A 26,426-nucleotide genomic window follows, 5' to 3' on the forward strand; every position below is an offset into this window, starting at 1 on the left:
CCCGAACACCCCATCCGAACCAGAGAGATCGAGGAACACCCGTGACCGTGACGGAACACGTCCGCCCCACCGCGGCGCCGGAGACCGCCGCCCAGGTCCTCTCCGCCGAACAGCGGTACGCCGGCGAGCTGGCCTTCCTGGCCGCGTACGACGACGGGGCCCGGCCACCGGGCTGGGCGCTGACCCCGCGCGCCGTGGTCACCTTCATCCAGGGCAGCGACGGCGAGGCGTTGAAGCTGCCCGCCGACCGGCGCACCGGTCCGGACGGCACCGAACTGCCCGCCAGCATGACCATCCCGCCGAAGTTCGTCGGTGAGCGGAGCCTGGTCGAGCGGTGCGTGGTCACCCTGGCCGGTGAACGGGGCCTGCTGCTGGTCGGCGAGCCCGGCACCGCCAAGTCCATGCTGTCCGAGCTGCTCGCCGCCGCGGTCTGCGGCACCAGCGCGCTGACCGTGCAGGGCACCGCCGGCACCACCGAGGACGCCTTCCGGTACGGCTGGAACTACGCCCTGCTGCTCGCCCAGGGCCCGTCCCCGCAGGCGCTGGTCGACTCGCCGGTGCTGACCGCGATGCGCACCGGCCGGGTGGTCCGGATCGAGGAGGTCACCCGCTGCCTGCCCGAGGTGCAGGACGCGCTGGTGTCCATCCTGTCCGACCGGCGGATGAACGTGCCGGAGCTGGCCGGCACCGAGGACGGCCTGATCCGGGCGGTGCCCGGGTTCACCGTGATCGCCACCGCCAACCTGCGCGACCGGGGCGTGTCGGAGATGTCCTCGGCCCTCAAGCGCCGGTTCAACTTCGAGACCATCCACCCGATCTCCGACGCGGACACCGAGACCGACCTGGTCCGCCGGCAGGCCACCGCCGCCGTGCAGCGCGCCGGCGCGGCGTACACGGTCGACGATGCCGTGCTGGACGCCCTGGTCACCGTGTTCCGTGACCTGCGTACCGGCCGGTCGGGCGAGGGCTGGGACGTGGAACGGCCCGGCACCGTGATGTCCACCGCCGAGGCGGTGCAGGTGGCGGCGTCGCTCGGCCTGGCCGCCGCGTACCTGCCCGGCGGGGACGCGCTCGACCTGGTGCCCGGGCACCTGCTCGGCGTGGTCCGCAAGGACGACCAGAACGACCACGCCCGGCTGCTCGGCTACTGGGACGGCCCGGTCCGCCGTCGCGCCGAGGACGGCTCGGCGATGTGGCGCCGGCTCTGGGACCTCCGGGAGAGCCTGCGGTGACGACCCTCTCCAGCACGTCGACGGGTGCGGCCCCGCCGACCGCCGGCCCGGTGGCGGTCGACCCGACGACGGCCGACCCGCGAGCCGTGGTCGACGCGCTCGCCGGTTCGGTCCGGCCGTACCTGATCGGGGTGCGGCACCACAGCCCGGCCCTCGCGGCGGTGGTCCCGGCACTGCTGGACGCCGCCGGGGCCGAGGTGGTCTGTGTCGAGCTGCCGGCCGACTTCCAGCGCTGGCTGCCGTACCTGTCCGACCCGGCCGCCCGGGCCCCGCTGGCCCTGGTCGGCAGCCACGGCACGGACGGGCCGATGGGCTTCTACCCGTTCGCCGACTTCTCCCCGGAGCTGGCCGCGATCCGCTGGGCCCGGCAGCGCGGCGTCGAGGTGGTCTGCTGCGACCTGCCGCTGGCCGACCCCGGCTGGACCGCCGACACCACCGACCCGGCCACCGACTCCGGCCCGACCGCTGGTGCCGAGCCGACCGCCGGTGGCGATCCCGCCCCGGACGCCGGTGAGCCGGTGCCCGGCCTGCGCCGGTCCGGCTACGCCGCCGCGCTCAGCGCCAGCGGCACCGGCCGGGACGGCGACGACCTGTGGGACCGGGTGGTCGAGGTGCGTGCCCCGGGCTGTTCGCCCGAGGCGGTCCGTCGGGCCGCCCTCGGCGTCGGCTGGGCGATGCGTACCGACAGCGCCGGCGGCGACGGCGTGCCGGCCCGGGACCTGGCCCGCGAGCGGCACATGCGCCGGGTGCTGGCCGAGGCCGGCGCGGACGGCCGGCGGGTCGCCGCGGTCATCGGCGCCTTCCATGCCCCGGCCCTGCTCGCCGCCACGTCGACCGACGCCGACGCCGGTCCCACCAGGACGGCCAGCACGGCCGGCGGTGCCGCCCCGGAGTCCACCGTGGATGACAGCAGGGGTGCGGCGCCGGGCCCGGTCGGCGTCGGCCGGGCGTCGACCGCCGATGTCGCCGCCGCGTCCACCCCGCCCGTCGCCGCCCCGACCGGTTCGGTCCGGTCCGTGACGACCCAGCCCGGGCCGGCCACCACCAACGGTGGCGGCACGGCGGTCACCTCGCTGGTGCCGTACGCGTTCGACCTGCTCGACTCCCGGTCCGGCTACCCGGCCGGGATCCGCGACCCGCGCTGGCAGCAGGCCGTCTTCACCGCTGCCGGAGACCCGGAGCGGATCCGGGCCGCCGCCGCCCGGGCGGTCACCGACCTGTGCCGGGAACTCCGCTCGGCCGGCCACACCGCCGGTACCGGGGAGGCCGCCGAGACGGTACGGCTGGCCGGCGACCTGGCCCGGCTGCGGGACCTGCCCGCCCCCGGCCGGGGCGAGGTGCTGGAGGCGGTGACCACCGTGCTCGGCCAGGGCGAACTGCTCGGCCGCGGCCGGGCGCTGGCCAAGGCGCTGGAGACCGTGCTGGTCGGCGCCGAACGGGGCCGGATCGCCCCCGGTACGCCACGGTCCGGGCTCGGCCCCGCGGTCGAGGCGGAACTCACCGCGCTGCGGCTGCCCAACCCGGACAGCCCGAAGCCCCGTGAGGTCCGACTGGACCCACTGCGCACCGAGCTGGACGGGAAGCGGGAGATCCTGCTGCAACGCCTCCAGGTCTGCGGCGTCGGCTACGGCGAGCCGATCGCGGTGGCCGGCACCGGCGACGGTGCCGCCCTGACCACCCGCTGGCAACTGGCCTGGACGCCGTCCGTGGCGGCCCGCCTGGACCTGGTCGGCGTACGCGGGGTGACCGCGGCGCTCGCCGCGGCCGGCACCCTGCGGGAGCGGTTCCGCCGGGAGGCCGCCGACGGTGGCCCCACCGCCGCGCAGCTGCTCACCGGGCTGCGCGACGCGGCCCGGTGCGACCTGCCCGAGCTGGTCACCGACCGGCTCGAACTGGCCGCCGCGGTGCTGCCGGGCACCGGCACGCTGCCCGAGCTGCTGGCCGCACTGGACCTGCTGGAGGCGCTGCGCCGGGAACACCTGCCCGGCACCACCGCCGACGGCCGGGCCCGCGCGGGCGAGCTGGCCGTGGTGCTGCTGGACGCGGCGGTCCGCGGGCTGCCCGGCCTGGCCGGCAGCGACGCCGCGGCCGACGCCGCCGCGCTGGTCGACCTCGCGGTCCGGGCCGGCGAGGACCGGATCGGCCTGCGCCTGGACGAGGCCCTCGGCCACCTGGCCCGGGCCGGTTCGCCGCTGATCCAGGGCGCCGCCCTGGCCGCCCGGGTGCTGCTCGACCTGACCGACCTGGAGACCCTCGGCACCCGGGTGGCCGGCTGGATCGACGCGGCGACCGGACCGGACACCCGGCGGCACCTGCACCGGCTGCTCGGTGGTCTGCTCACCGCGGCGCACCCGCTGCTGCAGTCCGCCCCGGCCGCGCTGGACCCGCTGCTGGAGCGGATCGAGCGGCTCACCGACACCGAGTTCCTGGACCGGCTGCCGGCCCTGCGTGGCGGGTTCGACGTGCTCACCCCGGCGGCCCGGGAGCGGCTGCTGCACACCGTCACCGAACGGCTGGGCGACCGGCTCGATCTGGCCCTGTCCGCCCCGCCCGAGCTGCTGGCCCGCTGGGCCGCCGCCGACGCGGCCGGCCGGGCCGCCCTGGTCGCCCGCCACATCCCGATCCCGGGCACGCCGGCCGGTGTCGTCGACGCCCCCACCGGCGCCGCGCCCGGGCCGGAGACGCCGGACGCCCGGCTCACCCCCACGGACCGGTGGCGGCTGCTGCTCGGCCGCCAACCCGACCGGTTGCCGGCCGACGCCCGCCGCTACGCCCGCGCCCTCGACGAGCTGTACGGGGCGGGCCAGGGCGAGGGCGTCACCGACCTCGGCCAGGCGGTCGGCGGCGGCCAGGAAGCCTCCTTCCCGACCGCGCGCGAGTGGGCCGACGAACTCGAGGCGCTCTTCGGCACCGCGGTACGCGAGGAGGTCATCGCCCGGGCCGCCGAGAGCGGCCGTACCGACGTGCTCACCGAGCTCGACCCGGCCGCGGTACGCCCCTCGATGGAGCTGCTGACCTCCGTGCTGTCGCTGGCCGGTGGCCTGCCCGAGGGACAGCTGGCCAAGCTGCGGCCACTGGTCCGGCGGCTGGTCGAGGAGCTGACCAGACAGTTGGCCACGCAGGTGCGTCCGGCGCTGACCGGGCTGACGAACCCGCGTCCGTCCCGCCGTCCCGGCGGCCGGATCAACCTCGCCCGTACGCTGCGGGCGAACCTGGCGCACACCCAGCGGCTCGGCGACGGTCGGACGGTGGTGGTGCCGGAACGCCCGGTCTTCAACACCCGGACCCGCAAGGAGGCCGACTGGCGGCTGGTGCTGGTGGTCGACGTGTCCGGCTCGATGGAGGCGTCGGTGGTGTGGTCGGCGTTGACCGCCGCCGTGCTGGCCGGGGTGCCCACCCTGTCCACTCACTTCCTCGCCTTCTCCACCGCGGTGGTCGACCTGACCGACCGGGTCGACGACCCGCTGTCGCTGCTGCTGGAGGTACGCGTCGGCGGCGGTACGCACATCGCCGCCGGGCTGGCCCACGCCCGCTCGCTGGTGACCGTGCCGAGCCGCACCATCGTCGCGGTGGTCAGCGACTTCGAGGAGGGCTACCCGCTGGCCGGGCTGCTCGGCGAGGTTCGCACGCTGGCCAGTTCCGGCGTGCACCTGCTCGGCTGCGCCGCGCTGAACGACAGGGGAGTGCCCTGCTACTCGGTGCCGGTCGCCGAGCAGCTCGTCGCGGCCGGGATGCCGGTCGCCGCTCTCAGCCCGCTCGAACTCGCCCGCTGGGTGGGCGATCGCGTACGCGGAGGATCACGTTGACGGACCGCACACCCACCGCCGCAGTCACCGACCGGTTGCCGCCGGTGCTGCCAGGGGTCGCCGCCGCGGCGGTGGCGGCCCTGCCGCCCCGGCTGCACAAACGGCTGGACGCCACCGTCGACAAGCTGGCCGGGGTCCCGGTCGGCCGGGTCGACGGCGGCGTGTCGGTCGACTGCGGCCCCGAGGCCCTGGTCACCCTCACGCCCGGACCGACCGGCGCGGTCACCGACCCGCACCAGGCGCGGTGCACCTGCCTGCTGGCGCCCCGCTGCCTGCACCGGACCGCGGTCCTGGTCGCCTGCCCGGTCGCCGACCCGGCCGGCCACCCCGATCCGGCGTCCACCACCGCCGCATCGTCGACTTCGGACCGCACCAGCGCGGCCATCGCCCGGACCGGGCGGACCGGCCGGACCGGGCGTGCCGGAAAGACGAGTGACGCGGCCGCCGGCCCTACCGACCGGAGCGCGGCACCGACGAAGGCGCAACGGGCCGCCGCCGACGCGCTGTGGCGGGCGGCCGCCGCGGTGCTCGCGGCCGGCGTGCCGGCCGCCGGCGCGGTTCCCCAGGCCGAACTGCTGCGGGCCGCCCACAGCGCCCGGCTGGCCGGCCTGCCCCGGGCCGAGAGCGCCGCGCTGCGCACGGTACGTGGCCTGCGCGCACACCGGGGACGGCAGAACGGCCACCGGCTGGCCGAGCTGGTCGAGGTGCTGCACGACCTGCTGTACGTGGCCGGCCGGCTGGCCGCCGGCGATCCCGACCCGGCGCTGGTCGGCATCCTCCGGCGGGCCTACCAGCCGGACGGCACGCTGGAGGTGTACGGCGTCTGCCGGGAACCGGTGATCAGCGCGACCGGGTACGCCGGGGTGGTCACCCACCTGGTCGCCGCCGACGGGCGCCGGCTCTCCTTCGGCGACGTGAAACCGGGCGGCCCGGACCGGGCACGGGACTGCGCCCGGGCGGTCACCGAGATGGGTGCGATCGCGGTCAACCACGCGGTGCTGGCCCGGGGCGGCCTGCGCATCTCCGGCACCACCGTCTCCCCGGACGGCCGGCTCGGTGCCGGCAAGGGGGTCCGGGCCACCCCGCTCACCGGGACCGACTGGTCCACCGGGCCGCTGGCGGAACTGTTCGCCCGCCCGCTCGCCGAGGTGGTGACCGCCCAACTCGCCACCGACGACCCGGAGGACCCGGCCCGGGCCGGGACCGCGCTGGTCGGCTGTGACCTGATGGTGGTGGGCGCCGTCGGTGACCAGGTGCTGGCCCGCGAGCTGGCCCCCGCCACCGACGCCGGGCCGGACCGTGCGCCGGTGCCGGACGGGCCGGTGATCCGGCTGGTGCCGGTCAACTCCCACCCGATGCTGGCCCACGTGGCGAACCTGCGGCGGCTCGCGTCCTGGCCCGGCCTGCGGATCCGGGTGGTCGGCCGGTTGGACCCGGACCGGGCCAGCACGCTGCACCCGCTCGCGGTCGGCCCGGTGCCCGGTGCCACCGCGACGCTGCGGCTGCCGGCGGACTGGCACGGCCGGGCCGACCTCGGCTACGACGAGATCCAGGGCGGCCATCTACCGTCGCGCGATCCGGGCGCGATGACCGCACCGGTTCTCGCCGTCGGCGCCGACGCGGTTGCGGAGTCCCCGCTGTGGCGGGTCCGCCGGCTCGTGGAGCTGGCCGTCTCCGGCGGTCGCCGCGCCGTCGCGGAGGCGGCCCGGGGCGAGGGTGCCGGGCTGGCTGGTCCGCTGCGCCGCGCCGGCTTCACCACCGCCGCGGCGGTGGCCGCCGCGCTCGCCCACGAGTCCGACCGGCGCGGTCGGGACGCGTTCGGTCGGCTCACCGATCCCGACCCGGACGGGTACGCGTGGGCCTGGCTCGCCGCGACAGCCCACCTCGCCGCCGCCGAGCGGGAGCTGATCCGGTCATCCTGGACCGCCCCACCCGCCGGCTGACCGGCCGGAGTCCGGGGGCGGCGGCACCACCGGCTCCGGCGCGGCCGGCAGGGCGGCGCGATCGAGCCTCGCCACCGCGATGCCGACTGAGAAGGCAGGCGCGGGAACGGATCGGCGAGGGACGGTGACCCGTCCCTCGCCGATCTCGACCGGGCCGGTCAGGACAGGAACTTGTCCAGGGCCGCCTGGATGATGTCGGTGTCCGGCGAGGCGTACGCCCTCCTGGTGGTCTTGTTGTAGTCCGAGATGAAGGTCGGGCACCGGGTCGCCGGGGTGCTCACGGTACCGCCGTCGCCGATCTTCTCGGCGGTCTTCGCCGCGTAGAAGGTCAGCTTGTAGCGCGACGGGACGTAGTCGAGGGTGACCCGGTTGTACGTGGTGCCCGTGTACGTGCACTCGCGGGGCGTGCCCTCGCCGCCGCCCACGAACTCCAGGCAGCCGACCACCGAGACAGACGTGAAGTCGGTGTTCTTGGCGTAGTACGGCTTGTTCGAGGCGATCGACGTCGACGACCAGGACGCCGGCCGCTCGGGGGTGTTCGCGAAGGTGTGAACCTTGGCGCCCGACGGCCCGTTGTAGGGCGCCGCGTTCAGGATCTGGCGGCCCTCGCAGACGTCGCCCAGGTCGTCTTCGTAGCGGGCGGTCACCGCATTGTCGCCGGGCTCGGACTTCCCCGGGGTGGGGGTGTTGTCCGTGCCCGGCCCACTGCTGGTCGCGCTCGGGACGGGATCGTCGTCGAGGAAGACGAACCCGACGCCGGCGCCGCAGAGCACGAGCAGGAGCACCACGGCGACGGACAGGCCGATGGGCGGGCGTTTGCGCGACCTCTGCGGCGGCGGGAGCGGGGCCCCGAACCGCGGTCGCTGCCCTGGTTGGCCGTACCCGCCCTGCGGGGCAGGCGGCCCGCTTTCAGGGGCGAGGTTCGAATCCGGCCGCTCTCCGCGCGGAGGGTGGCTGTCAGTCATGTGAAACCCTTATCGCTGTCGATTCGTACCAAGGCAACGGGGATCATGCGACAGGGTAGTGAGCGCGCCAAAATCGCGGCAGTTCGGCACCCGGCAGCGGTCATCACATCGGTGGCCGCGATCGCCGCCGGCGACCCGGATCGCGGCTCTCGCGGCGCAGGGCCGCTCAGTCGAGCGCCGACTCACCGCCGGGGTAGGCGAAGGACGAGCGCGGTGAGTAGAAGCCCCAGACGATTTCGAGCGGCTCAGCAGGGCGCAGGGCGTAGACCGAGTGGTCGGGGGCCAGGAACTCCACCGACTCGATCTCGAAGGGGTCGACCGGCTCCGCCACGAAGGGGTAGTTCCCGCTCAGCAGCCTGCCGTCGAGCTGAGTGAGGTAACGGAGCTGTCCGCGGTTCACAGCCTCACCGGTGCGGCCGACCCGGGCCGTCGTGCGGATCACCGGTACGCCGTCCGCCTCCGTGGTGGCGACCAGCCGGTGCCCCTTCACCTCGATCGTGGTGATGCCTGCGCTCGCCGGCACGCCCCGCGCGGCGGCGTATTCGCGGACCGCCGGGCTGGAGTTGAAGTAGTGCGTCCACCAGCGACCGGGGGTCACCCCGTCCGGGGCGTCGACTCCCGACAGGTCCGGACCGAGATACGTCAGCGAGTAGGCGCCGAAGCCGGAGGTCTGCACGGCGTCGTCGACGACGTACTGGTTCATGAAGACCTGCCGGTTCGGGGCCGGCTTGAGGCCCTCCGGCACCAACGCGGCGACCGCGTCGGGGTCGGCCGGCACCCAGCCGAAATAGATCATCCGGCTGTTCACCACGAGCTGCGGTGCGGCGAGCCCAGTCATGGGAACTCCTTCCACGCATCCGATCCGTTGCTACGACGCTACGTGGCGCTCACTGTGGAGACACCGACGGATTGGCGACACCGGCAGCGCCTCGCCCGGCGGTCCTGCGGCGTGCCAGCAGGTCTTCGGCGATGAGCAGCCCGGCCGGGATGAAGCCCAGCAGGAAGCCGCTGGGGCCGACGAGAAGCGCGCACCCGGCCGCCCAGCCGCCCATGATCCAGCCGACGTAGGCGGGCGCTCGCTCGCCGCGCCGCCCCAGCCGCGCCACCAGGAGGCCGAACAGGACCAGGGGAACGACGAAACTCCCGGGCAGCGCCCAGAACACGGCCAGGGAGGCGTCACCGCCCTCGCCCGAGCGCAGCCCGCCGGTGAGCCACTCGTTCCAGTGGGGGTGGGGCAGGAAGACCGCGGTGTGCAGGACGCCGATGGTCGCCATCGACCATCCGGCGGCGACCGTCAACTTGTTCTTGATCATGCCTTGAGCCTCCGCCCCCTGTCCGGGACCGCGCCTCCCTCACGAGAGCGGCCTCTCTCCCTCGCAGGAGGGAACATCCGTAGGGCGTACGCAACAACCGAACCGGATCATGCTCCAGGGCTCGAGGACTGCGCTCCTCAGCGGAATGTCGTGCAGCGACGTCCCGCCGAGGAGCGCAGATCCTCAGCTCACCGCCTGCTTCACGAGCGCGCCGATCCTGGCCTCGTGGTCGGCGGTCAGCTCGGTCAGCGCGAAATAGGTCGGCCACATGGCGCCGTCGTCGAGGTTCGCCTCGTCGCTGAAGCCGAGCACCGCGTACCGCGTCTTGAACTTCGCCGCGCTCTGGAAGAAGCAGACCACCTTGCCGTTGCGGGCGTACGCGGGCATCCCGTACCACAGCTTGGCGGTGAGGAACGGCGCGTTGGCCTTGATCACGGCGTGCAGGCGCTCCGCGATCACGCGGTCGGACTCCGACATCTCGGCGATCTTCGCGAGCACCTCGCCTTCCGTGTCGGCCTTGGCGCCGCGCCGAGCGCCCGCCTTCAGCTCCTTGGCGCGCTCCTTCATCGCGCCGCGCTCCTCGTCGGTGAAACCGTCGTACTTCTCGCCGTTCGCGCTGGTGGTCTTCGTGGTCGACATGACAACTACCTCTCGGTGACGTGTGGCTTCGGGCGGTACTGGTCGGTGGAGCCCTGCCCCGGGCCGGCTTCCACCGCTCGTTTTCAGCGTTGAGCGACCTCTTCTGCCGTGATGGGCAGCGAGGTCACCACGTGCCCGCCTGCTGGCGGGTCGGCACGTTGAGCCGGTTGAAGGCGTTGGTGATCGCGATGTTGAGCAGCAGCGCGGCCAACTCCTTCTGGTCGAAGTGCTTGGCGGCCACGTCCCACACCTGGTCCGGCACCGGGTCTGGTTGGTCGGCGAGCCGGGTCACGGCCTCGGTCAGGGCCAGCGCGGCGCGCTCCTCGTCGCTGAACCAGGGCGTCTCCCGCCACGCGGCGACGGCGTGCGCCTGCTCTGCGCTCGCGCCGTGCTGGCGGGCCTGGTGGACGCCCCCGGCCACACACGGGCCGCAGCCGTTGATCTGGCTGGCCCGCAGGTGGCTCAGCGCCAACAGCCTGCCGTCCACCCCGGCACCCCCGATGGCTCTGTTGACCGCCATCAGGGCCTCCATCGCCTCGGGGATCAGAACCGCTGGGTTCGGCATGCGCTCGATCGACATCGCCTGTCCTTCGTCGTGGGTGTCTCTGACAGGAGTCATCCGACCATCGGCGCGCCGGCGGCCGCGCGGTCCGTGGGACACCGTGGGACACGTGGAACCTGGTCTAGCAGCGCAAACGCATCGCCGATCCGTCCCGGTGGGGCGGGACGGTACGGTGTTGCGCGTGTCCAGCCCCCAGGAGCGACTGGTGACCCAGCTCGCCCGCATCAAGGAGCTGAGCGGGCTCAGCCTGCGCGCCCTCGCCCGCCAGGCTGGTCTGAGCAGTTCGTCGCTGTCGCGGTACCTGAATGGTCAGCTCGTGCCGCCGTGGGAGGCCGTCGTGGCGCTGTGCCGGGCGGTGGGCCGCGACCCCCGGTCACTGCGCCCGGTGTGGGCCGAGGCGGCGAGGGCCGGCGCGGCGCCCGCCCCGCGCCGCAACGACCTGCCGGCCGACCTGTTCGACTTCACCGGCCGGGAAGCGGAGTCCGCGCTGGTCGAAGAGCTGCTGCGAACCACCGGCGCGGTCGCGGTCGACGGCATGGCGGGCGTGGGCAAGACCAGCCTGGCCGTGCATGTGGCGCATCGGCTCGCCCCTGCGTACCCGGACGGCGGGCTCTATCTCGACCTGCACGGCTTCACCCCGGGCCAGGAGCCGCTGGAGCCGCCGGCCGCGCTGGGCCGGCTGCTGGGCGCGTTGGACGTACCGCACCCGCCGGCCGGCGCCGCCGAACGCGCGGCGCTCTGGCGGTCGGAGCTGTCCCGCCGGCGGGCTCTCATCGTGCTCGACAACGCGGTCGACGCGGAGCAGGTGCGCCCGCTGCTCCCCGGCGCGGGCAAGTCCGCGGTCCTGGTCACCAGCCGCCACCGGCTGGTCAGCCTGGACGGGGTGCCGCCGGTGTCCCTGGAGCCGCTGACCGACGACGACGCGGCGCACCTGTTCGGCCGGGCGGCCGGGCTGGTGCTCACCGACGAGGAAGCGGTCAGCCAGGTGCTGCGGCAGTGCGGCGGGCTCCCGCTGGCGCTGCGGATGGCGGGCGCGCGGCTCCGCCACCGCCCGGGCTGGACGGTGGGGGTGCTGGCCGAGCGGCTGCGCGACACGGCCAACCGCTTCGACTCCGTGTTCGGCATGTCGCTGCGGCAGCTCGACACGGTCCAGCGCCGCGTGTTCCGGCTGCTGGGCGTCCTGCCAGGCGCCGACTTCGACGCGGCGGTGGTGGGCGCGCTGACCGCCATGCCGGCCGACCGGGTCGGCGCGGCGCTGGAGGAGCTGGTCGACGCCCACCTGGTCCAGGAGCCCTCGCCCGGGCGGTACCGGATGCACGACCTGATCCGGCAGTACGCGGCGGACATCGCCGCCGACGAGGAGCCCCAGGCCGAAGCCGCCCTGCGCCGGGTCCTGGAGCACTATCTGGCACAGGCGGTCGCCCACGACCGCACGCTGCCCTCGCCGCACCGCAAGGAACCGTCGCCGGGAGACCCGGCGAAGGCCATGGCCTGGTTCGACCTCGAGTACGTCAACCTGGTGGCCTGCTTCGACGCCGCCGTGCGGCTCGGCGCGGACGAGGTGGTGGCCGACCTGCCGCAGGCCATGCGGGTCTGGTTCTTCCGGCACCGCGGCACCGACGACCAGACACGCCTGCTCGAAGCGGCCGCGACCGCCGCGGCCCGTCTCGGCCGCGACCAGCAGCGGGCTTCGCTGCTCGCGGACCTCGGCTACGCCTGTGCCGCCGCCGGACGCCTGACCGAGGCGCTGTCTGCCTACGAGTTGGCGGAGCAGTCAGGACCGGACGAGGACGTCGCAGCCGCTCTGGCGCTGCGCATCGGCCTCGTACGCCGGGATCTCGGTGACCTCGAAGCGGCACAGACGCACTTCCGGCGGGCACGCACGCTGTTCGAGAAGATCGGGCGCCCCGCCGGGCAATCCCAGGCGCTGGCCTTCGACGGATGGGTGACACTGCACCTCGGGCGGCCCGGCGAAGCCGTCGACCTCGCCCGGGCATCCGTCGCCCTGGCGGACGGGCCCGCACAGATCACCGGGCTGGTCACCCTCGGTGTCGCACTGGCACCGGACGATCCGGCGGAATCGCTGCGAGCGCTGCACGACGCGTTGCGGCTCTCCGAGCAGAACAACCTGCAACACAACCAGGCGTGGTGCCACAACTATCTCGGTGTCGCGCTGCGGGTCATGGGTTCGCCCGAGAAGGCGCTCGAACACCACCGGCGGGCCTTCGAGCTGCTGGAGCCGTTGGCGGAGGTCCAGTTGGAGATCGACTTCCTGCACACCTACGCCGAGACGTGCCGAGCGGCGGGTCGCCACGACGAGGCGCTGGCACTGCTCGACCGGACCATCGAGGTCGCGCGTGAGCTGGGCCGGCCGTACGACGAGAAGCTCGCCCGTGCGGCGCGGGAGACCGTGCGCGCCGCCTGCTGAGCCACCGCCACCGACACCCGGCGGTTACGGCCGCTGTGGATCATGGCGTGGCGCTGACCGGGGCGGCGTCCGGATGGCTCCGATATTGGCCGCGATGACCAGCGCCATGGCCAGTCCTTCAACGGTGGTGAGCTGTTGATTCAGTACGACGAAGCCGGCGAGCGCGGCGACGGCAGGCCCGAGACTCATCAGCACGGCGAAGGTGGCAGTGGGCATGCGGCGTAGCGCCAGCAACTCGAGGGTGTAGGGCAGCACGGAGGAAAGCACCGCCACGGCTGAGCCCACCGCCAGGACAGTGGGGCTCAACAGCGTGGTTCCCGATGTGCCGACGCCCAGGGGCAGGGTCATCGCCGCGGCGGCGGTCATGGCCAGGGCCAGGCCGTCGGCCTTGGGGAAGCGTTGCCCGATCCGCGCACTGAGCATGATGTAGGCGGCCCACATGGCGCCTGCTGCGAGGGCGTAGCCGATCCCGACCGGGTCGAGCCGGTCGAATCCGGCGTTGCTCAGCAACGCCACGCCGGCGGCCGCCAGGCCGGCCCACAGCCAGCTCGCCGCGCGGCGTGCGGTCACCACGGACAGCACCAGCGGCCCCAGCACCTCCAGCATCACGGCGGGACCAAGCGGAATGAGGTCGATCGCGTGGTAGAACAGCGTGTTCATGCTGGCGAGAGCCACGCCGAACCCGCCGATCAGTAGCCAGTCCGCGCGCCGATAGCCCCGCACGCGCGGCCGACACACCGCCAGGAGCACCAGCGCCGCGATCGTCAGCCGTAGCGTCACGACCCCGTCCACGCCGACACGGGGAAACAGCAGGGCCGCGACAGCGCCGCCGAACTGCACGGACAGGACGGCTCCCAGCACGAGTCCCACCGCCCCGGCGCCTGCGCCGGGGTGCCGTGGCGACACCGTCGGAGAGTCGGTAGGCGCAGCCACGGAAGGTGTGGAGCTGAGGGCATCGGCCACACGGTCGACGCTAAGAGCCGCCCGACCGCGACGGAAATGCCGGTCTCGCTGCGGTTATGCTCTGTGGTTATGACGGTGGAGCTGCGGCATCTGCGCGCGTTCCTCGCCGTCGCCGCCGAGGGCAACATCACCCGGGCGGCGGCTCGGCTTCACGTGACCCAGCCTGCTCTCTCTCGCACGTTGCGACAGCTTGAATCTCATCTTGGGGTCCGCCTGGTCGACCGGTCGACCCATCACCTGGAGCTGACCGCTGCGGGACAGGCATTCCTGATACGGGCTGCTGCTGCTGTCGCGGCCGTCGAAGAGGCACTTGACCCGGTTCGAGTCGGGACGTGGCCGCTGCGCGTGGGCCACGCCTGGTCCGCGCTGGGTGTGCACACCACGCCCTTGCTGCGACGGTGGCAGCAGGCACACCCGCAAACACCGCTGCAACTGCTGCGGATTGATGAGCGCACCGCCGGTCTCGCCCACGGCAATGTTGACGTCGCTGTCATCCGTGGGCAGGTCGAGCTACCCGATGATGTGCAGGTTCTGCCGCTTCTGACCGAGCCTCGCGTCGCCGCGGTCGCCTCCGACGGCACGCTCGCCCGGAAGCCACGACTCGTCCTGTCCGATCTCAGCACCGAGCCGATAGCCGTCAACACCATCGCCGGCACCACGACCCTCGACCTGTGGCCTCCGGACGACGCCCCGGCCGACGCCGTCGAGGTCGCCAACACCGACGACTGGCTAGCCGCCATCGCCGCTGGTCGCGCCGTCGGCGTGACGACCACCGCCACAGCGGTCATGTATCCGAACCCGGCCGTCGCCTATCTCCCGCTCATCGACGCGCCAGCCGTCACCGTCTACCTCGCCTGGAAGCAACCGCCACGCCACCCCGCCGTATCGGATCTCATCACCCTTGCCCGTGAGCTCACCTGCCCGCAGTAGGACAAGACCCACCTGGGCCGCCACCGAGCACGAGAGCCCGAGCCGAGCGAGTCGCGGCGCGACTCGCGTTGACGCTCTCGCTCGCCGGCGCGTCCGGCGGCTGGGGCGTGTGGTCGACGGTTTATCCGCTCGGGACGCGGGTGCCGTGGGCCCCGCCCGGGCCTCGGGATCGGCCGGGCGGAGCCCGTCAGCGGGCCTCGGGTCAGCCGAGAGTGGCGGTGTCGATGACGAATCGGTAGCGGACGTCGGAGGCGAGGACGCGCTCGTAGGCGTCGTTGATCTTGTCGGCGGAGATGAGTTCGACGTCGGCGCCGATGTGGTGTTCGGCGCAGAAGTCGAGCATCTCCTGGGTCTCGCGGATGCCCCCGATCATCGAGCCGGCGTAGGAGCGTCGAGCGCCGATGAGGGAGAAGACGTTGAGAGCCAGCGGCTCGGCGGGGGCGCCGACGTTGACGAGGGTGCCGTCGACCGCGAGCAGGTTGAGGTAGGCGTCGACGTCGATGGGCGCGCTGACCGTGTTGACGATCAGGTCGAACCGGCCAGCGAGCTGCCCGAAGGTGGCGCGGTCGCTGGTGGCGTAGAAGTGGTCGGCGCCCAGGCGGAGGCCGTCCTCCTGCTTCTTCAGCGACTGGGAGAGCACGGTCACCTCGGCGCCCATGGCGTGGGCGATCTTGACTGCCATGTGCCCCAGCCCGCCGAGGCCGACGATGGCGACCTTCTTGCCCGGGCCGGCGCCCCAGCGGCGCAGCGGCGAGTAGGTGGTGATGCCCGCGCACAGCAGCGGCGCGGCGGCCGCGAAGTCGACGCCCTCGGGCACCGACAGGACGAAGTCGGCATCGACCACGACGTGGGTGGCGTAGCCGCCCTGGGTGGTGGTGCCGTCCCGGTCGACGCCTCCGTAGGTGGCCACCATGCCGTCGAGGCAGTACTGCTCGTCGCCGTTGCGGCAGTTCACGCAGTCCCGACAGGCGTTCACCATGCAGCCGACCCCGACCCGGTCCCCGACCTGGTGCCGGGTGACCTCGGAGCCGACCTCGGTGACGATGCCGACGATCTCGTGGCCGGGCACCAGCGGGTAGGGCTGGGGTCCCCAGTCGCCGCGAACAGTGTGGATGTCCGAGTGGCAGATGCCCGCGTACTTGATCTCGATGAGTACGTCGTTGGGGCCGACGTCGCGTCGCTCGATGGTCGTCGGGGCCAGCGGCTCGGACGGGCCGGGTGCTGCGTAGGCGTGAACACGCATGATGGTTGCTCCTGTCCTTCGTGAGGAGGTTGGGCTGCGGCGCGGCCGGTCGCGCCGATGGGCACCCACGCCGGCGTAGGGCGTCGGGGTGCCGCGTCGCGCCGGGATGGCGCCGGTTGACGAGGTGGGCTCAGGCGAGCGGCTCGCTGCTCGGCGTGGCCGTCGGCGCCGCCGAAGCGGGCGAGGAACAGCCGGCATCGTCCCCGTCGGCGCAGCCGGCGAGGACGATGCCGACCATTCCACGGTGCGCTCGGTGGCTGGTCGTCGCGTTCATCGTCATCCAGGAAACCTCGTCCGGGGCCTGTCGGGGAGTCTCTGATGAGAGGTGTACCGGCAGGGCACCCCACGGCGAGCCGGACACGCGTGACGATCGCACCCCGGGGGCCCGCGAGCGTGTCGTCTCGCGGTGAGCCACGACCGCCCACCGGGACACCACCCGAAGACCGGGTTCCCTGCCCCGGCTATCGGGCGGGGAAGCGCAGGATGCGATCGTCACCGTCCCGTACGTCACCGCGGCCGTCGGTGTTGGAGGTGGTCAGCCACAAGGCTCCGTCGGGCGCGACCTGGACGGTCCGCAGGCGGCCGTAGCGTTCCACCAGTTGCGCCGACGGCTCACCGGCGGTCCCGCCGTTCAGCGGGACGGTCCACAGCCGCTCGCCCCGCAGCGCCGCCACGTACGCGACATCGGCGGCGATGGCCAGGCCCGACGGCGAGGCCTCGCGGACGGGCCAGGTGACGAGCGGGTTGGTGTACCGCCCACCGTCCGTGTCACCGGTTCCTTCGACCCGGGGCCAGCCGTAGTTGCGTCCTGGCTCGATGTGGTTGACCTCGTCCAGTTCGTTCTGCCCGAACTCGGTGGCGAAGAGCCGCCCGGCCGAGTCCCAGGCCAGACCCTGCACGTTGCGGTGTCCGAGGCTGTACACCGGGGAACCAGCGCTCGGATTTCCGGCGGCCGGCGCGCCGTCGGGGGTCAGCCGCAGGATCTTGCCGTTGGGGCTCGCCGGGTCCTGCGACCGCTGTGTGTCACCGGCGTCGCCGGTGCCGACGTAGAGCATGCCGTCCGGGCCGAACGCGATCCGTCCGCCATTGTGGTAGCTGGCCTTGGCGATGCCGTCGAAGATCACTTCAGGGCGTCCGCCGTCAAGCCGGAGGCGGACGACCCGATTGTCCTGCTCTGCGGTGAAATAGGCGTATATGCGGTTGTCCTCGGCAAACGTTGGCGACACCGCGAGGCCGAGCAGCCCACCCTCGCCGCCCGCCACCACACCCGGCACCTCGTACACCTGCCGGGGGTCTCCGCCGCCCGGACTCAACCGCAGCACCCGACCCGTGTTCCGCTCCGCGACCACGGCGTCGCCGTCCGGCAGGAACGCCAGACCCCATGGAACGTCGATGCCCCGCGCCATCTCCTCGCCGGCGTCGAGATCGGGACTTCCTGACGGCGTGCTGGCGGCAGCGCTGGTGGCCACCCCCTGCGGCGCTCGACCGGACTGCTCTCCGCCACCGGGGCCGCCGCCACAGCCGGCGAGCACGCCCACCACGAGCAGCGCAGCGCACGGCGCACGCCACCGTCTGCCTGTTGTGACAAGTGCCATCGCATTTCCTCCAAGACGGGTGGGGGAGTGTTCACTGTTGGCCGCCGAAGACTCACGCGAGCCAGGCCGTAGGCGCGATGGCGACGCAGACGTCGGCGGCGAGGTCCCATTCCGGACAGCAGCGGTGCGCCTTCTCGTGCAGAAAGGTGAACCGCGCAGTGTTGGCGGGACCTGCGGGCCGGCGTGCACGTCGGCGTAGAACGCTCGTGCCAGCCGGTTCGCGGCGAGCAGCTCCATGCGGCCGTTGCTCACGAAGGAGGGGCCCTGGGTCACCGCGTCGGGGGTCCATGGCCCGCCGGCTGGGGGCCGGCCTGCTCCGGGCTGATCCTGGCCCGCCGCGAGACGAGGAACTCGCGGACCTCCGCGCGGTTGTCCACATCTCGACCGTACGGGCCACGGCTGGCCGGTGGGGTGCCCTGTCAGTGCACCTTCCAGGAGGAACTCCCTGATCGGGCTCTGCCGGGGTTTGCTGGACGGCATCGACGCGACCGCCGGCCGTCGCGCCCGGGGGAAGCGACTGTCGCCGCCCTGGGTGGGTAGCACGTTCGGATGGCGGCATCCTCACGGCTTGCTCGGCCAGGCCGGGAAGGATAACAGGCCGGATCGCGGCCGGTCCTTTGATGAAGGGAAGAACCGATGCGCGGTGTTGTCATGCATGCCCCCGGCGACGTCCGGGTGGAGAAGCGGGAGGACCCGCGGATCCTGCTCCCGACCGACGCGATCATTCGCCTGTCCGCGACCTGTATCTGCGGATCGGATCTGTGGCCGTATCGGGGTATCGAAACCGTCCGAGGGCCGTCCCCGATGGGCCACGAGTACGTCGGCGTCGTCCAGGACGTCGGCAGCGAGGTCAAGAACATCAAGCCCGGCCAGTTCGTCATCGGCTCGTTCTTCGCCTCCGACAACACCTGCCTGATCTGCCAGGCCGGGTACCAGGCCTCGTGCATCCACCGGGAGCCGGTGGGCGGACTCGGTGCCCAGGCCGAGTACCTTCGTGTCCCCTTGGCAGACGGCACCCTGGTCGCCACGCCCGAGGTTCCCTCCGACGACCTGATCCCGGGTCTTCTCGCCGCCTCCGACGTGCTCGGCACGGGCTGGTTCGGCGCCGTGGCCGCCGAGGTCGGCCCGGGCAAGACCGTCGCGGTGGTCGGTGACGGTGCCGTCGGTCTTCTCGCCGTTCTGGCGGCCAAGCAGCTCGGCGCCGAACGCATCATCGCGATGAGCAGGCACGAGCCCCGTCAGAAACTGGCGATCCACTACGGTGCCACCGACATCGTCACCGAACGCGGCGATGACGGTGTCGCACGCATCAAGGACCTCACCGACGGCCTCGGGGCACACTCGGTCGTCGAGGCGGTGGGCACCCAGGAATCGATGATGCAGTCCATCCGCGCCACCCGTCCCGGCGGCCACGTCGGCTACGTCGGGGTCGCCCACGACGTCCAACTGCCCGGCGACGAGCTGTTCTTCTCTCACGTGCACCTGCACGGCGGCCCAGCACCCGTACGCCGCTTCCTGCCCGACCTGATCGACCTGATCTGGAACCGGCAGATCGACCCGGGCAAGGTCTTCGACCTCACCCTTCCCCTTGAGCAGGCCGCCGAAGGGTACAAGGCCATGGACGAGCGCCGCGCCATCAAGGTCCTCCTCAATCCCTGACGACCTGCGCCACCCCCTCGTGCGGGCGCGATCGGTCGCCGACCGCCTTCGCGATCGGCATGCACCTCGTCGTGCTCGACCGGCAGTAAGGTTCGCGCATGCCGAAAGCGCCATCGGGTTCGCAATGGACGATCAGCTTCGCCGACCAGACCGCCGTCATCGTGGAGGTCGGCGGGGGCCTGCGGACGTACCAGGCCGGAGGCCGCGAGATAGTCGACGGGTACGCCGAGGACGAGATCTGCCCGGCCGGCGCCGGGCAGGTCCTCGCGCCCTGGCCCAACCGGCTGCGCGACGGGCAGTTCACCTTCGGTGGGCACACCCACCGGCTGCCGCTGTCCGAACCGGGGACCCGCAGCGCCGTCCACGGTCTGGTCCGCTGGGTCCCCTGGCGGCTGCTGGAGCAGACCCCGTCCGCCGTCACGCTCGGCTTCGACCTTCCGGCGCAACCGGGATACCCGTGGAGCCTGAGCCTGACCACCCGGTGGGAACTGGGGGGCGACGGCCTGACGGTGACCCACACCGCGACCAACGCCGCCGCGGAGCCGGCGCCGTTCGGCCTGGGCGCTCACCCCTACCTGCTGCCGCCGGTCTCGGTCGAGGAGACCTGGCTGCGCATTCCGGCCCGGTCACGGCTGCTCGTCGACGCGCGCCATCTGCCGGTCGGGGAGGCGAAGGTCGCCGGCTCGGAGTTCGACTACACCGTCCCGAAGCGGATCGGGACCGGCCGGCTGGGCACCGCCTACGGCGACGTCATCCTGGCCAGCCGCGATCGGCATACCGTCACGCTCGGCACCTCAGACGCGCCGGTGACCAGCGTGTGGGCCGACGCTGCGTTCGCCTGGTGGCAGGTGTACACGGCCGACAGTGTGCCGTCGCCCCGGCACCGGCGGTCGATCGCGGTGGAGCCGATGACCTGCCCGCCGGATGCCCTGCGGTCAGGTCGCGACCTGATCGTGCTCAAGCCGGGCGAGCCGTGGAGCGCTTCCTGGGGCATCACTCCCCACTGACGCCCGCGCCTGTACGGTGCCATGACTCATCGCGCACGCTGTGAGCTCGGGGTTTTCGGCGCTTCGGGTGCGGAGCGAGTAGACGAACGCCCGACCGAACGCATGCCGGAGCCGCGCCCGCGCGCTCTCCTGCCGAGTCGAGGGACGTTCGCTCTGTGCCCGCATGGAAATCCTCCCGTGAGATCCTCGCCGCATGGACCTTGTGGGTCGGCTCGCAGCAGCGGTGACCAGCCTGTCTCGAATCCAGGACCGGGTCCTGGTAGGCGTTGACGGACCAGACGCGGCAGGCAAGGCGACCCTGGCCAATCGGCTCGCCGACGCGCTGCAGGTTCCGGCGGTACGGGCGTCGATAGACGGCTTCCACCAGCCGCGCGAGCTGCGCTACCGGCGAGGTGACCTGTCGGCCGAGGGCTACTACCACGACTCGTTCGATTACCCGGCTCTGCTCGGGGCGTGCCTCACACCGTTTTTCGCGGGCGCCTTCCGCGTGCAGATCACAAGGTACGACTACCGTGCGGACGCCGGCCCCCCGGTCCACGTCGCGGACGTTCCGGAACGCGCCGTCCTCATCTTCGACGGCGTGTTCCTCCTACGTGACCAACTGCGTGACCATTTGACGCTGTCTGTCTACGTCAACGTGTCGCCGCAGGAGACGCTACGTCGCGCGACGGTCCGCGACGTGGACCTGTTCGGGACGCACGAGGAGATCGAGCGGCGCTACCTTGGGCGCTACCTGCCGGGGCAGGCGCTGTATCGCAGCGAGGCAGATCCAGAGGCTGTCGCGCATGTTGTCGTGGACAACGAGCCGAAGGTCACCCGTTGGACGGTGCCCGACGTTGGCGCTCTCAGCGACAAGAGTTGAGCCCTGCGCATCAGGGCGGCCTTCCCTCGGCCGGCGGTCGCCCCCGCGAGGCTGCCGAAGGGCAGGGCGAAGGCCAGCGAAAGGAACACGTCCCACCGGGGGCGGCGCGAATACGACAGAAAGGGGGCCAACGCCCGGCTCGCCGACCCGCCCCTCGCTGCTCGGCACCAGGACGAAATGGGTGGCCTCGCCAGCCCGTCCCGCCCTACCGTGTAACCGGATCTTCTCCGACCTACTCACAAGAGGACTTCACCCCGCGTGACGCCGCCTGCTCTTTAGACCTGACACCTTCTCCGTGCATCGGTCGCCGACGTCGCCGTCGGCTCTCTTCCCCATGCCCTCCGTCAGGTCTTCAGAGAGATCATGTCTACGCATCCTCATATCGTGCTGCCCTGGACCGTTCGGCGCACGCGCCTTTCCCTGCTGGCGTTCCGCTGCGTCCACTGCCATTCCGGCCTTGCCAGCACCGGCGGCGGGAAGTTCCGCGTCGATACCAACGGCAATCTCCTCGGCAATCGGCTCCTGGTCGCCTGCGTTTCCTGCGACCACACCAGCAGAGTCACCGTTGACGATCGCGTCCCGGTCCGGTGCCTGAGCCCGATCCTTCTGCAGGGCTACTCCGGCAGCTCCTCGGCCCTCGTCGCCGGCGTCCTTCTCGACCCGCTGATCGCCCGGCGCAACCGGTTCGCCCTGGAATGGGACTCATGCTGGAAACTGCTCGCCCCGTCCTCTCCCGAAAGCCCCTGGCCCGTCCAGGCTTCGGCCATCTTCGACAACCCCGTGCCCCTTCGCCGCGAACGGCTCATCGCCGAGGGGGCTGGGCATCAGCCGCCGGGAGATTGCCTGCCGCGTCAAGATCGGCATTCCGCTGAACTGCAGAACTCACAGGAACTTCTCGTTCGTCCTGCTATGAGCCGCCGCCGTGGGCCTGAGCCGGGGCGAGAGGCAAGGTGGCCTTGCCGCGGACTGCATCACGCGGCGGTCCGCGCGCGGTCGCTCATGACCGGGCGCGAACGAGGGCCGGGGCCGGCCCGATACCGGCGACGAAGGTGAACGCCCGGATGCATACCTCCGGACGTGCCGGTGACAGCGCGTGCTGTGACACTGCTTGGCATGACCATCTGCTCGTGCGGCACCGCGCCCACCAGCGCAGTAGCCGACGCCAGCGGCACCGCAACTCGCTGCGCCCCGGCCGCTGCTCGTGGGCGATACGCAGAACCCCGCCCACGCCGACCAGCCGGTGTGGTCCCTGTGGTGGGTCCTCGGTCTCCCACCGATCACCGTCGGTGGCAGGCAGCCCGGCACACCGACTGCCGCGGGTAGCGGGGCGGTGGCCCGGCCTGTCCGAATGTGGTCATGGCCGCAGCCGGACAGGTCATCAGACCTGGCGTCGCCCGACCTGCTGACTAACCTGGCGTCGCCGGGCTGCTCCCGGTGATGCCGGACCCTCAATAGATAGATGATTATCGTGGACAAGAACAAAAGGAATGGGCTGATTGCCGGGGCGGGTGCATTGCTGCTCCTGCTCTGCTGCAGCTCTGGCGTTTTCGGTTACCGGGCCGTGTTCAAGGACGACGCCGAGGATGTGGCGGAGAAGTACTTCTCCGCCATCCAGGACAGAAGTATCGATGACCTGCGGGCCGTGATCTGTGCCAGCGAGCAAAAGAATTTCGATGGCGACGAGTGGGACGACGACGAAGGTCTGCTGGACTGGGAGATCACATCCAGCAAGGAGCGTGAGAACTCGGCGACCGTGACCGCGGATTTCACCGGAACCGACGGCGGCGAGATCAGGACCGGCAACATCACCATGACCCTCGTCAAGGAGGACGGCGACTGGAAGGTCTGCGACGTGGACGAGGATCGGGACTGAGTCGGTAGGGGCGCGGCCGCGACATGCGGTCGCTCCTGTCCCGATGGAGCGGCGTCCCGCAGCCGCCCCCAAACCGAACACCGTCGGGCCGGCGACGCGGTCGGCGCGCTAGCGCACCGACCGCGTCACGCCCCTCTCCAGCCCGCGCCCCCGAGCCGGTCCGCCATATCAGCCGACGGCGGGGCCGAACCACCGTGGCAGGTGGTCGAGTAGGTCCTGCTGGTCGTCGCCGACCCAGGCCACGTGGCCGTCCGGGCGCATCAGCACGGCCGGGGTATCCAACTCCTCGCTGGCGCCGACGAGGTGGTCGACCCGATCGGCCCAGCCCGCCGTCGAGAGCTGGGCGGTTTGGTCGAGCAGCAGCCCCAGCAGGCGGTCGATGACGGGCTGCGGGATGCCCAGGATGTACCGGTGCGCGCTGTCCAGCCCGTCGGGCGACGGTTTTGCGATGCCAGCGAACAAGCCACCCAACGGTGCCGCTGGCCGTGGGCAAGGAATCGCTCCAGCAGACCACGCTGGTCCATTATCTCGATGCTGCGTACGTGCAGGCCCATCGCCCGTACCTGCCCGGTCGGCTCTGCCTCCTTCCCCAAGTATCGCCGGGGCTGGTCGAAACGGTGTGGCACATTCCCGCCTTCTCCATCCCGCTGGGAGCCGATGGTGTCATGCGTGGCGTCGGCGACGGCCCACTCCACGCGGCCGTGCCGAATGCCCGTGCCGCCGCCGGACCTCGGGCGGTTCATCCATTTCATGGCGACAGAGATTCGCTTCCGCCCGAGTCGGCATCGACAGTGGGCCATGGGCCGCCGGAAGGGTGCTCTGTCAGTACACCTTTCGCCAGTGACTCCCCGATCAAGCCGAGGCACGGTTTCCTGGATGCGCCACAAGGCGCGCCGCCGGAACGCCGCGGCCTGACGATTCCCCGTCGGCTCGACCCGCGTCGGGTGCCCGGAGCCCGGCGTGCCCGGGCCAACCATGACGACGCTCTTCGGCTGTCTTTCGGTCCGTCCTGGCTGAATCAGTACCAGCGGGTGCCCGGCACCACCCCCCGTTCGCCGGGCACCCGCCCTGTCCCGAACGAGAACAGAGGAGAAGTCATGCGGATCAGCATCATCACCGGGCTCGCCCTGTCCGGAGCCGCGGTCGCCGTGGCCGTCGCCGGCGGTGCCGCGTACGCCACCGACGACGCCGACCACAGGGCCGTCGTGCAGATCGTGACCGAGCAGGAGGCGGCTGGCAGCGGCGGCGCTGCGTCGCAGTGGTCCCGGGAGGACTGCCCGGACAAGGGCGGTGCGACCTCGACCGCCCCCGACCCGGGCGGGTCGGGCCAGCCCACCATGCCGCAGGAGGCGCTGTGACAGCGGCCCCGACCCTGGTGAACGGCACCGAAGTCGTGGCGGATCTCGACCACGCCCACGCCGCCCGGCTGCTGGAGCAGACCCTGTTCGAGGTGAAGCGGGTCATCGTCGGCCAGGATCGGCTGGTGGAGCGGCTGCTCACCGCGCTGCTGGCGCGAGGGCACTGCCTTCTGGAGGGCGTTCCCGGGGTGGCGAAGACGCTCGCCGCGGAGACCCTGGCCACGGCCGTGGGCGGCAGCTTCGCCCGGATCCAGTTCACCCCGGACCTCGTGCCGTCGGACATCCTCGGTACCCGGATCTACCGGTCCTCCCGGGAGAGCTTCGACGTGGAGCTCGGCCCGGTGATGGCCAACCTCGTCCTCGCCGACGAGATCAACCGGGCCCCCGCGAAGGTGCAGTCGGCGCTTCTGGAGGTGATGGCCGAGGGGCACGTCTCGATCGGCGGTCGCACCCACCCGGTGCCGACACCGTTCCTTGTCCTGGCCACCCAGAACCCGATCGAGTCCGAAGGCGTCTACCAGCTGCCGGAGGCGCAACGGGACCGGTTCCTGATGAAGGTGGTGGTCGACTACCCGACCGACGAGGAGGAACTGGGCATCCTCTACCGGATGGGCGCCGACCGCCCGACCGCCCGCCCGGTACTCGACCCGACCCGGCTGGTCGCCCTCCAGACGTTGGCCCGGCAGGTGTTCGTGCACCACGCCCTGGCCGAGTACGTCGTGCGGCTGGTCGCCGCGACCCGGGACCCGGCCCGGTTCGGGCTGCCCGAGGTGGCCGGTCAGCTCGCGTACGGGGCGAGCCCGCGGGCCACCCTGGGACTGGTGGCCGCCGCGCGGGCCGTCGCGCTGCTGCGCGGCCGCGACTACGTGCTGCCGGCCGACGTCCGGGAGATCGCGGTGGACGTGCTCACCCACCGGCTGGTGCTCTCCTTCGACGCGGCCGCCGACGGCGTCGACGCGGGCACTCTCGTGCGCCGGCTGGTCGACACGGTGCCCCTGCCGCAGATCGCACCGGCCCAGGAGAACCAGGGGCCCGGCCTGGGAGCCGCCGCGTGACCCGACCCGAGCCGACCGTCCGCCACCTGGCGCAGCAGCGGCGGCTACGTCACCTGGAACTGACCATCACCCGGCGCCTGGACGGACTGCTGCACGGCAACCACCTCGGTCTGCTGCCCGGCCCGGGCAGCGAACCGGCGGGCAGCCGCGAATACCGGCCGGGGGAGGACGAGGTGCGACGGATGGACTGGTCCGTGACCGCCCGCACCACCGTGCCGCACGTACGCACCGTCGACGCCGACCGGGAGCTGACCACCTGGACACTGGTGGACGCCACCCCGAGCATGGACTTCGGCACCGCCGAACTGGAGAAGCGGGAGTTGGCGGTAGCCGCCGTGGCCGCCGTCGGCTTCCTCACCGCCGGCGTCGGCAACCGGCTCGGCGCGCACCTGCTCACCCACGAGGGCCTGCGCCGCTTCCCGCCCCGCACGGGACGTACCCATCTGTTCGGGCTGCTGCGCACGCTGCTGGACGTGCCGCGCGGGCTACCGGCCTCGGACCCGGTGCCGCTCGCCCACGGGCTCGACGGCCTGCGCCGCGGCGCGGGACGCCGCGGCCTGGTGGTGGTGGTCTCGGACTTCCTCGACGGCCTGCCCGACGCGGGGGTGGCCGGGGCGGCGGGACCGCCACCGGAGTGGGAGCGTCCGCTGCGCCGGTTGGCCGCCCGCCACCAGGTGCTCGCCGTGCAGGTCGTCGACCCACGCGAGCGGGAACTGCCCGACGTCGGCCTGGTCACTCTCGTCGACCCCGAGAGCGGACGCAGACGCGAGGTGTCCACCGCCAGTCGCCGGCTGCGCGAGCGGTACGCCGCCGCGGCGGCCGCGCAGCGGGAGGCGGTGACCCGGGCCATCCGACGCAGCGGCGCCGCGCACCTGACGCTCTCCACCGACCGGGACTGGACAGCCGACATCGCCCGACACGTGTTCACCCAGCGCCGGCTCGCCGGCGCCGCACGACCCACCGGAGGTGCCGCGTGACCGGACACCGGCCAGG

Annotated in this window: 23 protein-coding genes and 1 pseudogene; 13 read left to right on the plus strand and 11 right to left on the minus strand. The window is 72.6% G+C overall.

Annotated features, from left to right (window positions below; genetic code table 11):
- Positions 1–41: 41 nt before the first annotated feature.
- Genes ACFY23_RS12930 through ACFY23_RS12940 form a run of 3 tightly spaced genes read left to right on the plus strand, consistent with a single transcriptional unit; the run spans position 42 to position 6,981 of the window.
- On the plus strand, positions 42–1,232 hold the full coding sequence (locus ACFY23_RS12930; protein WP_350685927.1) for an AAA family ATPase: 1,191 nt from the start codon (positions 42–44) through the stop codon (positions 1,230–1,232).
- A complete protein-coding gene (locus ACFY23_RS12935; RefSeq protein ID WP_350685929.1) occupies positions 1,229–5,038 on the plus strand; it encodes a DUF5682 family protein in 3,810 nt (1,269 codons plus the stop codon). The genes ACFY23_RS12930 and ACFY23_RS12935 overlap by 4 nt, the downstream gene beginning before the upstream one ends.
- Positions 5,035–6,981 (plus strand): hypothetical protein, encoded by a 1,947-nt coding sequence (locus tag ACFY23_RS12940; protein ID WP_350685930.1) that lies wholly within the window; start codon positions 5,035–5,037, stop codon positions 6,979–6,981. The genes ACFY23_RS12935 and ACFY23_RS12940 overlap by 4 nt, the downstream gene beginning before the upstream one ends.
- Before the next feature lie 158 nt (positions 6,982–7,139).
- On the opposite strand, the gene ACFY23_RS12945 is transcribed toward ACFY23_RS12940, so the two are convergent.
- The 5 genes from ACFY23_RS12945 to ACFY23_RS12965 form a co-directional block, all read right to left on the minus strand.
- Entirely contained in the window at positions 7,140–7,769 is a 630-nt protein-coding gene (locus ACFY23_RS12945; protein WP_350819170.1) for a hypothetical protein, read from the minus strand.
- A gap of 343 nt (positions 7,770–8,112) precedes the next feature.
- Positions 8,113–8,784: a hypothetical protein gene (locus ACFY23_RS12950; RefSeq protein ID WP_350685934.1), complete on the minus strand. Its 672-nt coding sequence runs from the start codon at positions 8,782–8,784 to the stop codon at positions 8,113–8,115.
- Between the two features lie 49 nt (positions 8,785–8,833).
- Positions 8,834–9,259: a DUF6463 family protein gene (locus tag ACFY23_RS12955; RefSeq protein WP_350685936.1), complete on the minus strand. Its 426-nt coding sequence runs from the start codon at positions 9,257–9,259 to the stop codon at positions 8,834–8,836.
- A gap of 183 nt (positions 9,260–9,442) precedes the next feature.
- Entirely contained in the window at positions 9,443–9,898 is a 456-nt protein-coding gene (locus ACFY23_RS12960) for a DUF1801 domain-containing protein (protein ID WP_350685937.1), read from the minus strand.
- Between the two features lie 124 nt (positions 9,899–10,022).
- Positions 10,023–10,478, minus strand: coding sequence for a carboxymuconolactone decarboxylase family protein (locus ACFY23_RS12965; RefSeq protein WP_350685939.1), 456 nt, complete (start codon positions 10,476–10,478; stop codon positions 10,023–10,025).
- Positions 10,479–10,641: 163 nt separating this feature from the next.
- Here ACFY23_RS12965 and ACFY23_RS12970 point away from each other — a divergent pair, with 163 nt between their 5' ends.
- Complete coding sequence (locus tag ACFY23_RS12970; protein WP_350819171.1) at positions 10,642–12,888, plus strand: helix-turn-helix domain-containing protein; 2,247 nt, start codon at positions 10,642–10,644, stop codon at positions 12,886–12,888.
- Positions 12,889–12,912: 24 nt separating this feature from the next.
- Here the strand turns inward: ACFY23_RS12970 and ACFY23_RS12975 are convergent, their stop codons facing one another.
- Positions 12,913–13,758: an EamA family transporter gene (locus ACFY23_RS12975; RefSeq protein ID WP_350678629.1), complete on the minus strand. Its 846-nt coding sequence runs from the start codon at positions 13,756–13,758 to the stop codon at positions 12,913–12,915.
- A gap of 162 nt (positions 13,759–13,920) precedes the next feature.
- On the opposite strand from ACFY23_RS12975, the gene ACFY23_RS12980 reads away from it, so the two are divergent.
- Entirely contained in the window at positions 13,921–14,781 is an 861-nt protein-coding gene (locus tag ACFY23_RS12980) for a LysR family transcriptional regulator (protein ID WP_350678631.1), read from the plus strand.
- A gap of 202 nt (positions 14,782–14,983) precedes the next feature.
- On the opposite strand, the gene ACFY23_RS12985 is transcribed toward ACFY23_RS12980, so the two are convergent.
- The 3 genes from ACFY23_RS12985 to ACFY23_RS12995 all read right to left on the minus strand — a co-directional run bounded on the left by ACFY23_RS12985 (position 14,984) and on the right by ACFY23_RS12995 (position 17,619).
- Positions 14,984–16,024, minus strand: a complete 1,041-nt coding sequence (locus tag ACFY23_RS12985; RefSeq protein WP_387037156.1) for an NAD(P)-dependent alcohol dehydrogenase — start codon at positions 16,022–16,024, stop codon at positions 14,984–14,986.
- A gap of 130 nt (positions 16,025–16,154) precedes the next feature.
- Positions 16,155–16,304, minus strand: coding sequence for a hypothetical protein (locus tag ACFY23_RS12990; protein ID WP_350678633.1), 150 nt, complete (start codon positions 16,302–16,304; stop codon positions 16,155–16,157).
- A gap of 181 nt (positions 16,305–16,485) precedes the next feature.
- Positions 16,486–17,619, minus strand: a complete 1,134-nt coding sequence (locus ACFY23_RS12995; protein ID WP_387037293.1) for a PQQ-dependent sugar dehydrogenase — start codon at positions 17,617–17,619, stop codon at positions 16,486–16,488.
- Positions 17,620–18,255: 636 nt separating this feature from the next.
- On the opposite strand from ACFY23_RS12995, the gene ACFY23_RS13000 reads away from it, so the two are divergent.
- The 5 genes from ACFY23_RS13000 to ACFY23_RS13020 all read left to right on the plus strand — a co-directional run bounded on the left by ACFY23_RS13000 (position 18,256) and on the right by ACFY23_RS13020 (position 23,020).
- The gene (locus ACFY23_RS13000) at positions 18,256–19,278 is read left to right on the plus strand and encodes a zinc-dependent alcohol dehydrogenase family protein (protein WP_350678636.1); all 1,023 of its coding nucleotides are present in this window, start codon (positions 18,256–18,258) and stop codon (positions 19,276–19,278) included.
- Positions 19,279–19,376: 98 nt separating this feature from the next.
- Complete coding sequence (locus ACFY23_RS13005) at positions 19,377–20,285, plus strand: aldose 1-epimerase family protein (RefSeq protein WP_350678638.1); 909 nt, start codon at positions 19,377–19,379, stop codon at positions 20,283–20,285.
- Positions 20,286–20,478: 193 nt separating this feature from the next.
- On the plus strand, positions 20,479–21,147 hold the full coding sequence (locus ACFY23_RS13010; protein ID WP_350678640.1) for a uridylate kinase: 669 nt from the start codon (positions 20,479–20,481) through the stop codon (positions 21,145–21,147).
- Between the two features lie 384 nt (positions 21,148–21,531).
- Positions 21,532–22,200 (plus strand): DUF1062 domain-containing protein, encoded by a 669-nt coding sequence (locus ACFY23_RS13015; RefSeq protein ID WP_350678642.1) that lies wholly within the window; start codon positions 21,532–21,534, stop codon positions 22,198–22,200.
- A gap of 406 nt (positions 22,201–22,606) precedes the next feature.
- Positions 22,607–23,020, plus strand: a complete 414-nt coding sequence (locus ACFY23_RS13020) for a hypothetical protein (protein WP_350678644.1) — start codon at positions 22,607–22,609, stop codon at positions 23,018–23,020.
- A gap of 168 nt (positions 23,021–23,188) precedes the next feature.
- Here the strand turns inward: ACFY23_RS13020 and ACFY23_RS13025 are convergent, their stop codons facing one another.
- A complete protein-coding gene (locus ACFY23_RS13025) occupies positions 23,189–23,482 on the minus strand; it encodes a hypothetical protein (RefSeq protein ID WP_387037150.1) in 294 nt (97 codons plus the stop codon).
- Positions 23,483–23,523: 41 nt separating this feature from the next.
- A pseudogene (locus tag ACFY23_RS13030) lies at positions 23,524–23,997 on the minus strand (hypothetical protein); the annotation flags it as partial.
- Positions 23,998–24,117: 120 nt separating this feature from the next.
- Between ACFY23_RS13030 and ACFY23_RS13035 the strand changes: the two are divergent.
- From ACFY23_RS13035 to ACFY23_RS13045, 3 genes are read left to right on the plus strand one after another with little or no spacing between them, the layout of a single operon-like run.
- Complete coding sequence (locus tag ACFY23_RS13035) at positions 24,118–24,378, plus strand: hypothetical protein (RefSeq protein ID WP_350678646.1); 261 nt, start codon at positions 24,118–24,120, stop codon at positions 24,376–24,378.
- Positions 24,379–24,392: 14 nt separating this feature from the next.
- Positions 24,393–25,433 (plus strand): AAA family ATPase, encoded by a 1,041-nt coding sequence (locus tag ACFY23_RS13040; RefSeq protein WP_387037291.1) that lies wholly within the window; start codon positions 24,393–24,395, stop codon positions 25,431–25,433.
- Entirely contained in the window at positions 25,430–26,410 is a 981-nt protein-coding gene (locus ACFY23_RS13045) for a DUF58 domain-containing protein (protein ID WP_350678648.1), read from the plus strand. The genes ACFY23_RS13040 and ACFY23_RS13045 overlap by 4 nt, the downstream gene beginning before the upstream one ends.
- Positions 26,411–26,426 lie beyond the last annotated feature (16 nt).

The organism is Micromonospora sp. NPDC000121, assembly GCF_042899165.1.
Classification (GTDB): Bacteria; Actinomycetota; Actinomycetes; order Mycobacteriales; family Micromonosporaceae; genus Micromonospora.

Excerpts from the sequence above, each read along its gene's own strand:
- ACFY23_RS13035 (WP_350678646.1), top strand. The coding sequence starts at position 24,118 with ATGCGGATCAGCATCATCACCGGGCTCGCCCTGTCCGGAGCCGCGGTC.
- ACFY23_RS13000 (WP_350678636.1), top strand. The coding sequence starts at position 18,256 with ATGCGCGGTGTTGTCATGCATGCCCCCGGCGACGTCCGGGTGGAGAAG.
- ACFY23_RS12990 (WP_350678633.1), bottom strand. The coding sequence starts at position 16,304 with ATGACGATGAACGCGACGACCAGCCACCGAGCGCACCGTGGAATGGTC.
- ACFY23_RS12985 (WP_387037156.1), bottom strand. The coding sequence starts at position 16,024 with ATGCGTGTTCACGCCTACGCAGCACCCGGCCCGTCCGAGCCGCTGGCC.
- ACFY23_RS12955 (WP_350685936.1), bottom strand. The coding sequence starts at position 9,259 with ATGATCAAGAACAAGTTGACGGTCGCCGCCGGATGGTCGATGGCGACC.
- ACFY23_RS12960 (WP_350685937.1), bottom strand. The coding sequence starts at position 9,898 with ATGTCGACCACGAAGACCACCAGCGCGAACGGCGAGAAGTACGACGGT.
- ACFY23_RS12980 (WP_350678631.1), top strand. The coding sequence starts at position 13,921 with ATGACGGTGGAGCTGCGGCATCTGCGCGCGTTCCTCGCCGTCGCCGCC.
- ACFY23_RS13005 (WP_350678638.1), top strand. The coding sequence starts at position 19,377 with ATGCCGAAAGCGCCATCGGGTTCGCAATGGACGATCAGCTTCGCCGAC.
- ACFY23_RS13010 (WP_350678640.1), top strand. The coding sequence starts at position 20,479 with ATGGACCTTGTGGGTCGGCTCGCAGCAGCGGTGACCAGCCTGTCTCGA.
- ACFY23_RS12950 (WP_350685934.1), bottom strand. The coding sequence starts at position 8,784 with ATGACTGGGCTCGCCGCACCGCAGCTCGTGGTGAACAGCCGGATGATC.
- ACFY23_RS12995 (WP_387037293.1), bottom strand. The coding sequence starts at position 17,619 with ATGGCACTTGTCACAACAGGCAGACGGTGGCGTGCGCCGTGCGCTGCG.
- ACFY23_RS12965 (WP_350685939.1), bottom strand. The coding sequence starts at position 10,478 with ATGTCGATCGAGCGCATGCCGAACCCAGCGGTTCTGATCCCCGAGGCG.
- ACFY23_RS13020 (WP_350678644.1), top strand. The coding sequence starts at position 22,607 with ATGATTATCGTGGACAAGAACAAAAGGAATGGGCTGATTGCCGGGGCG.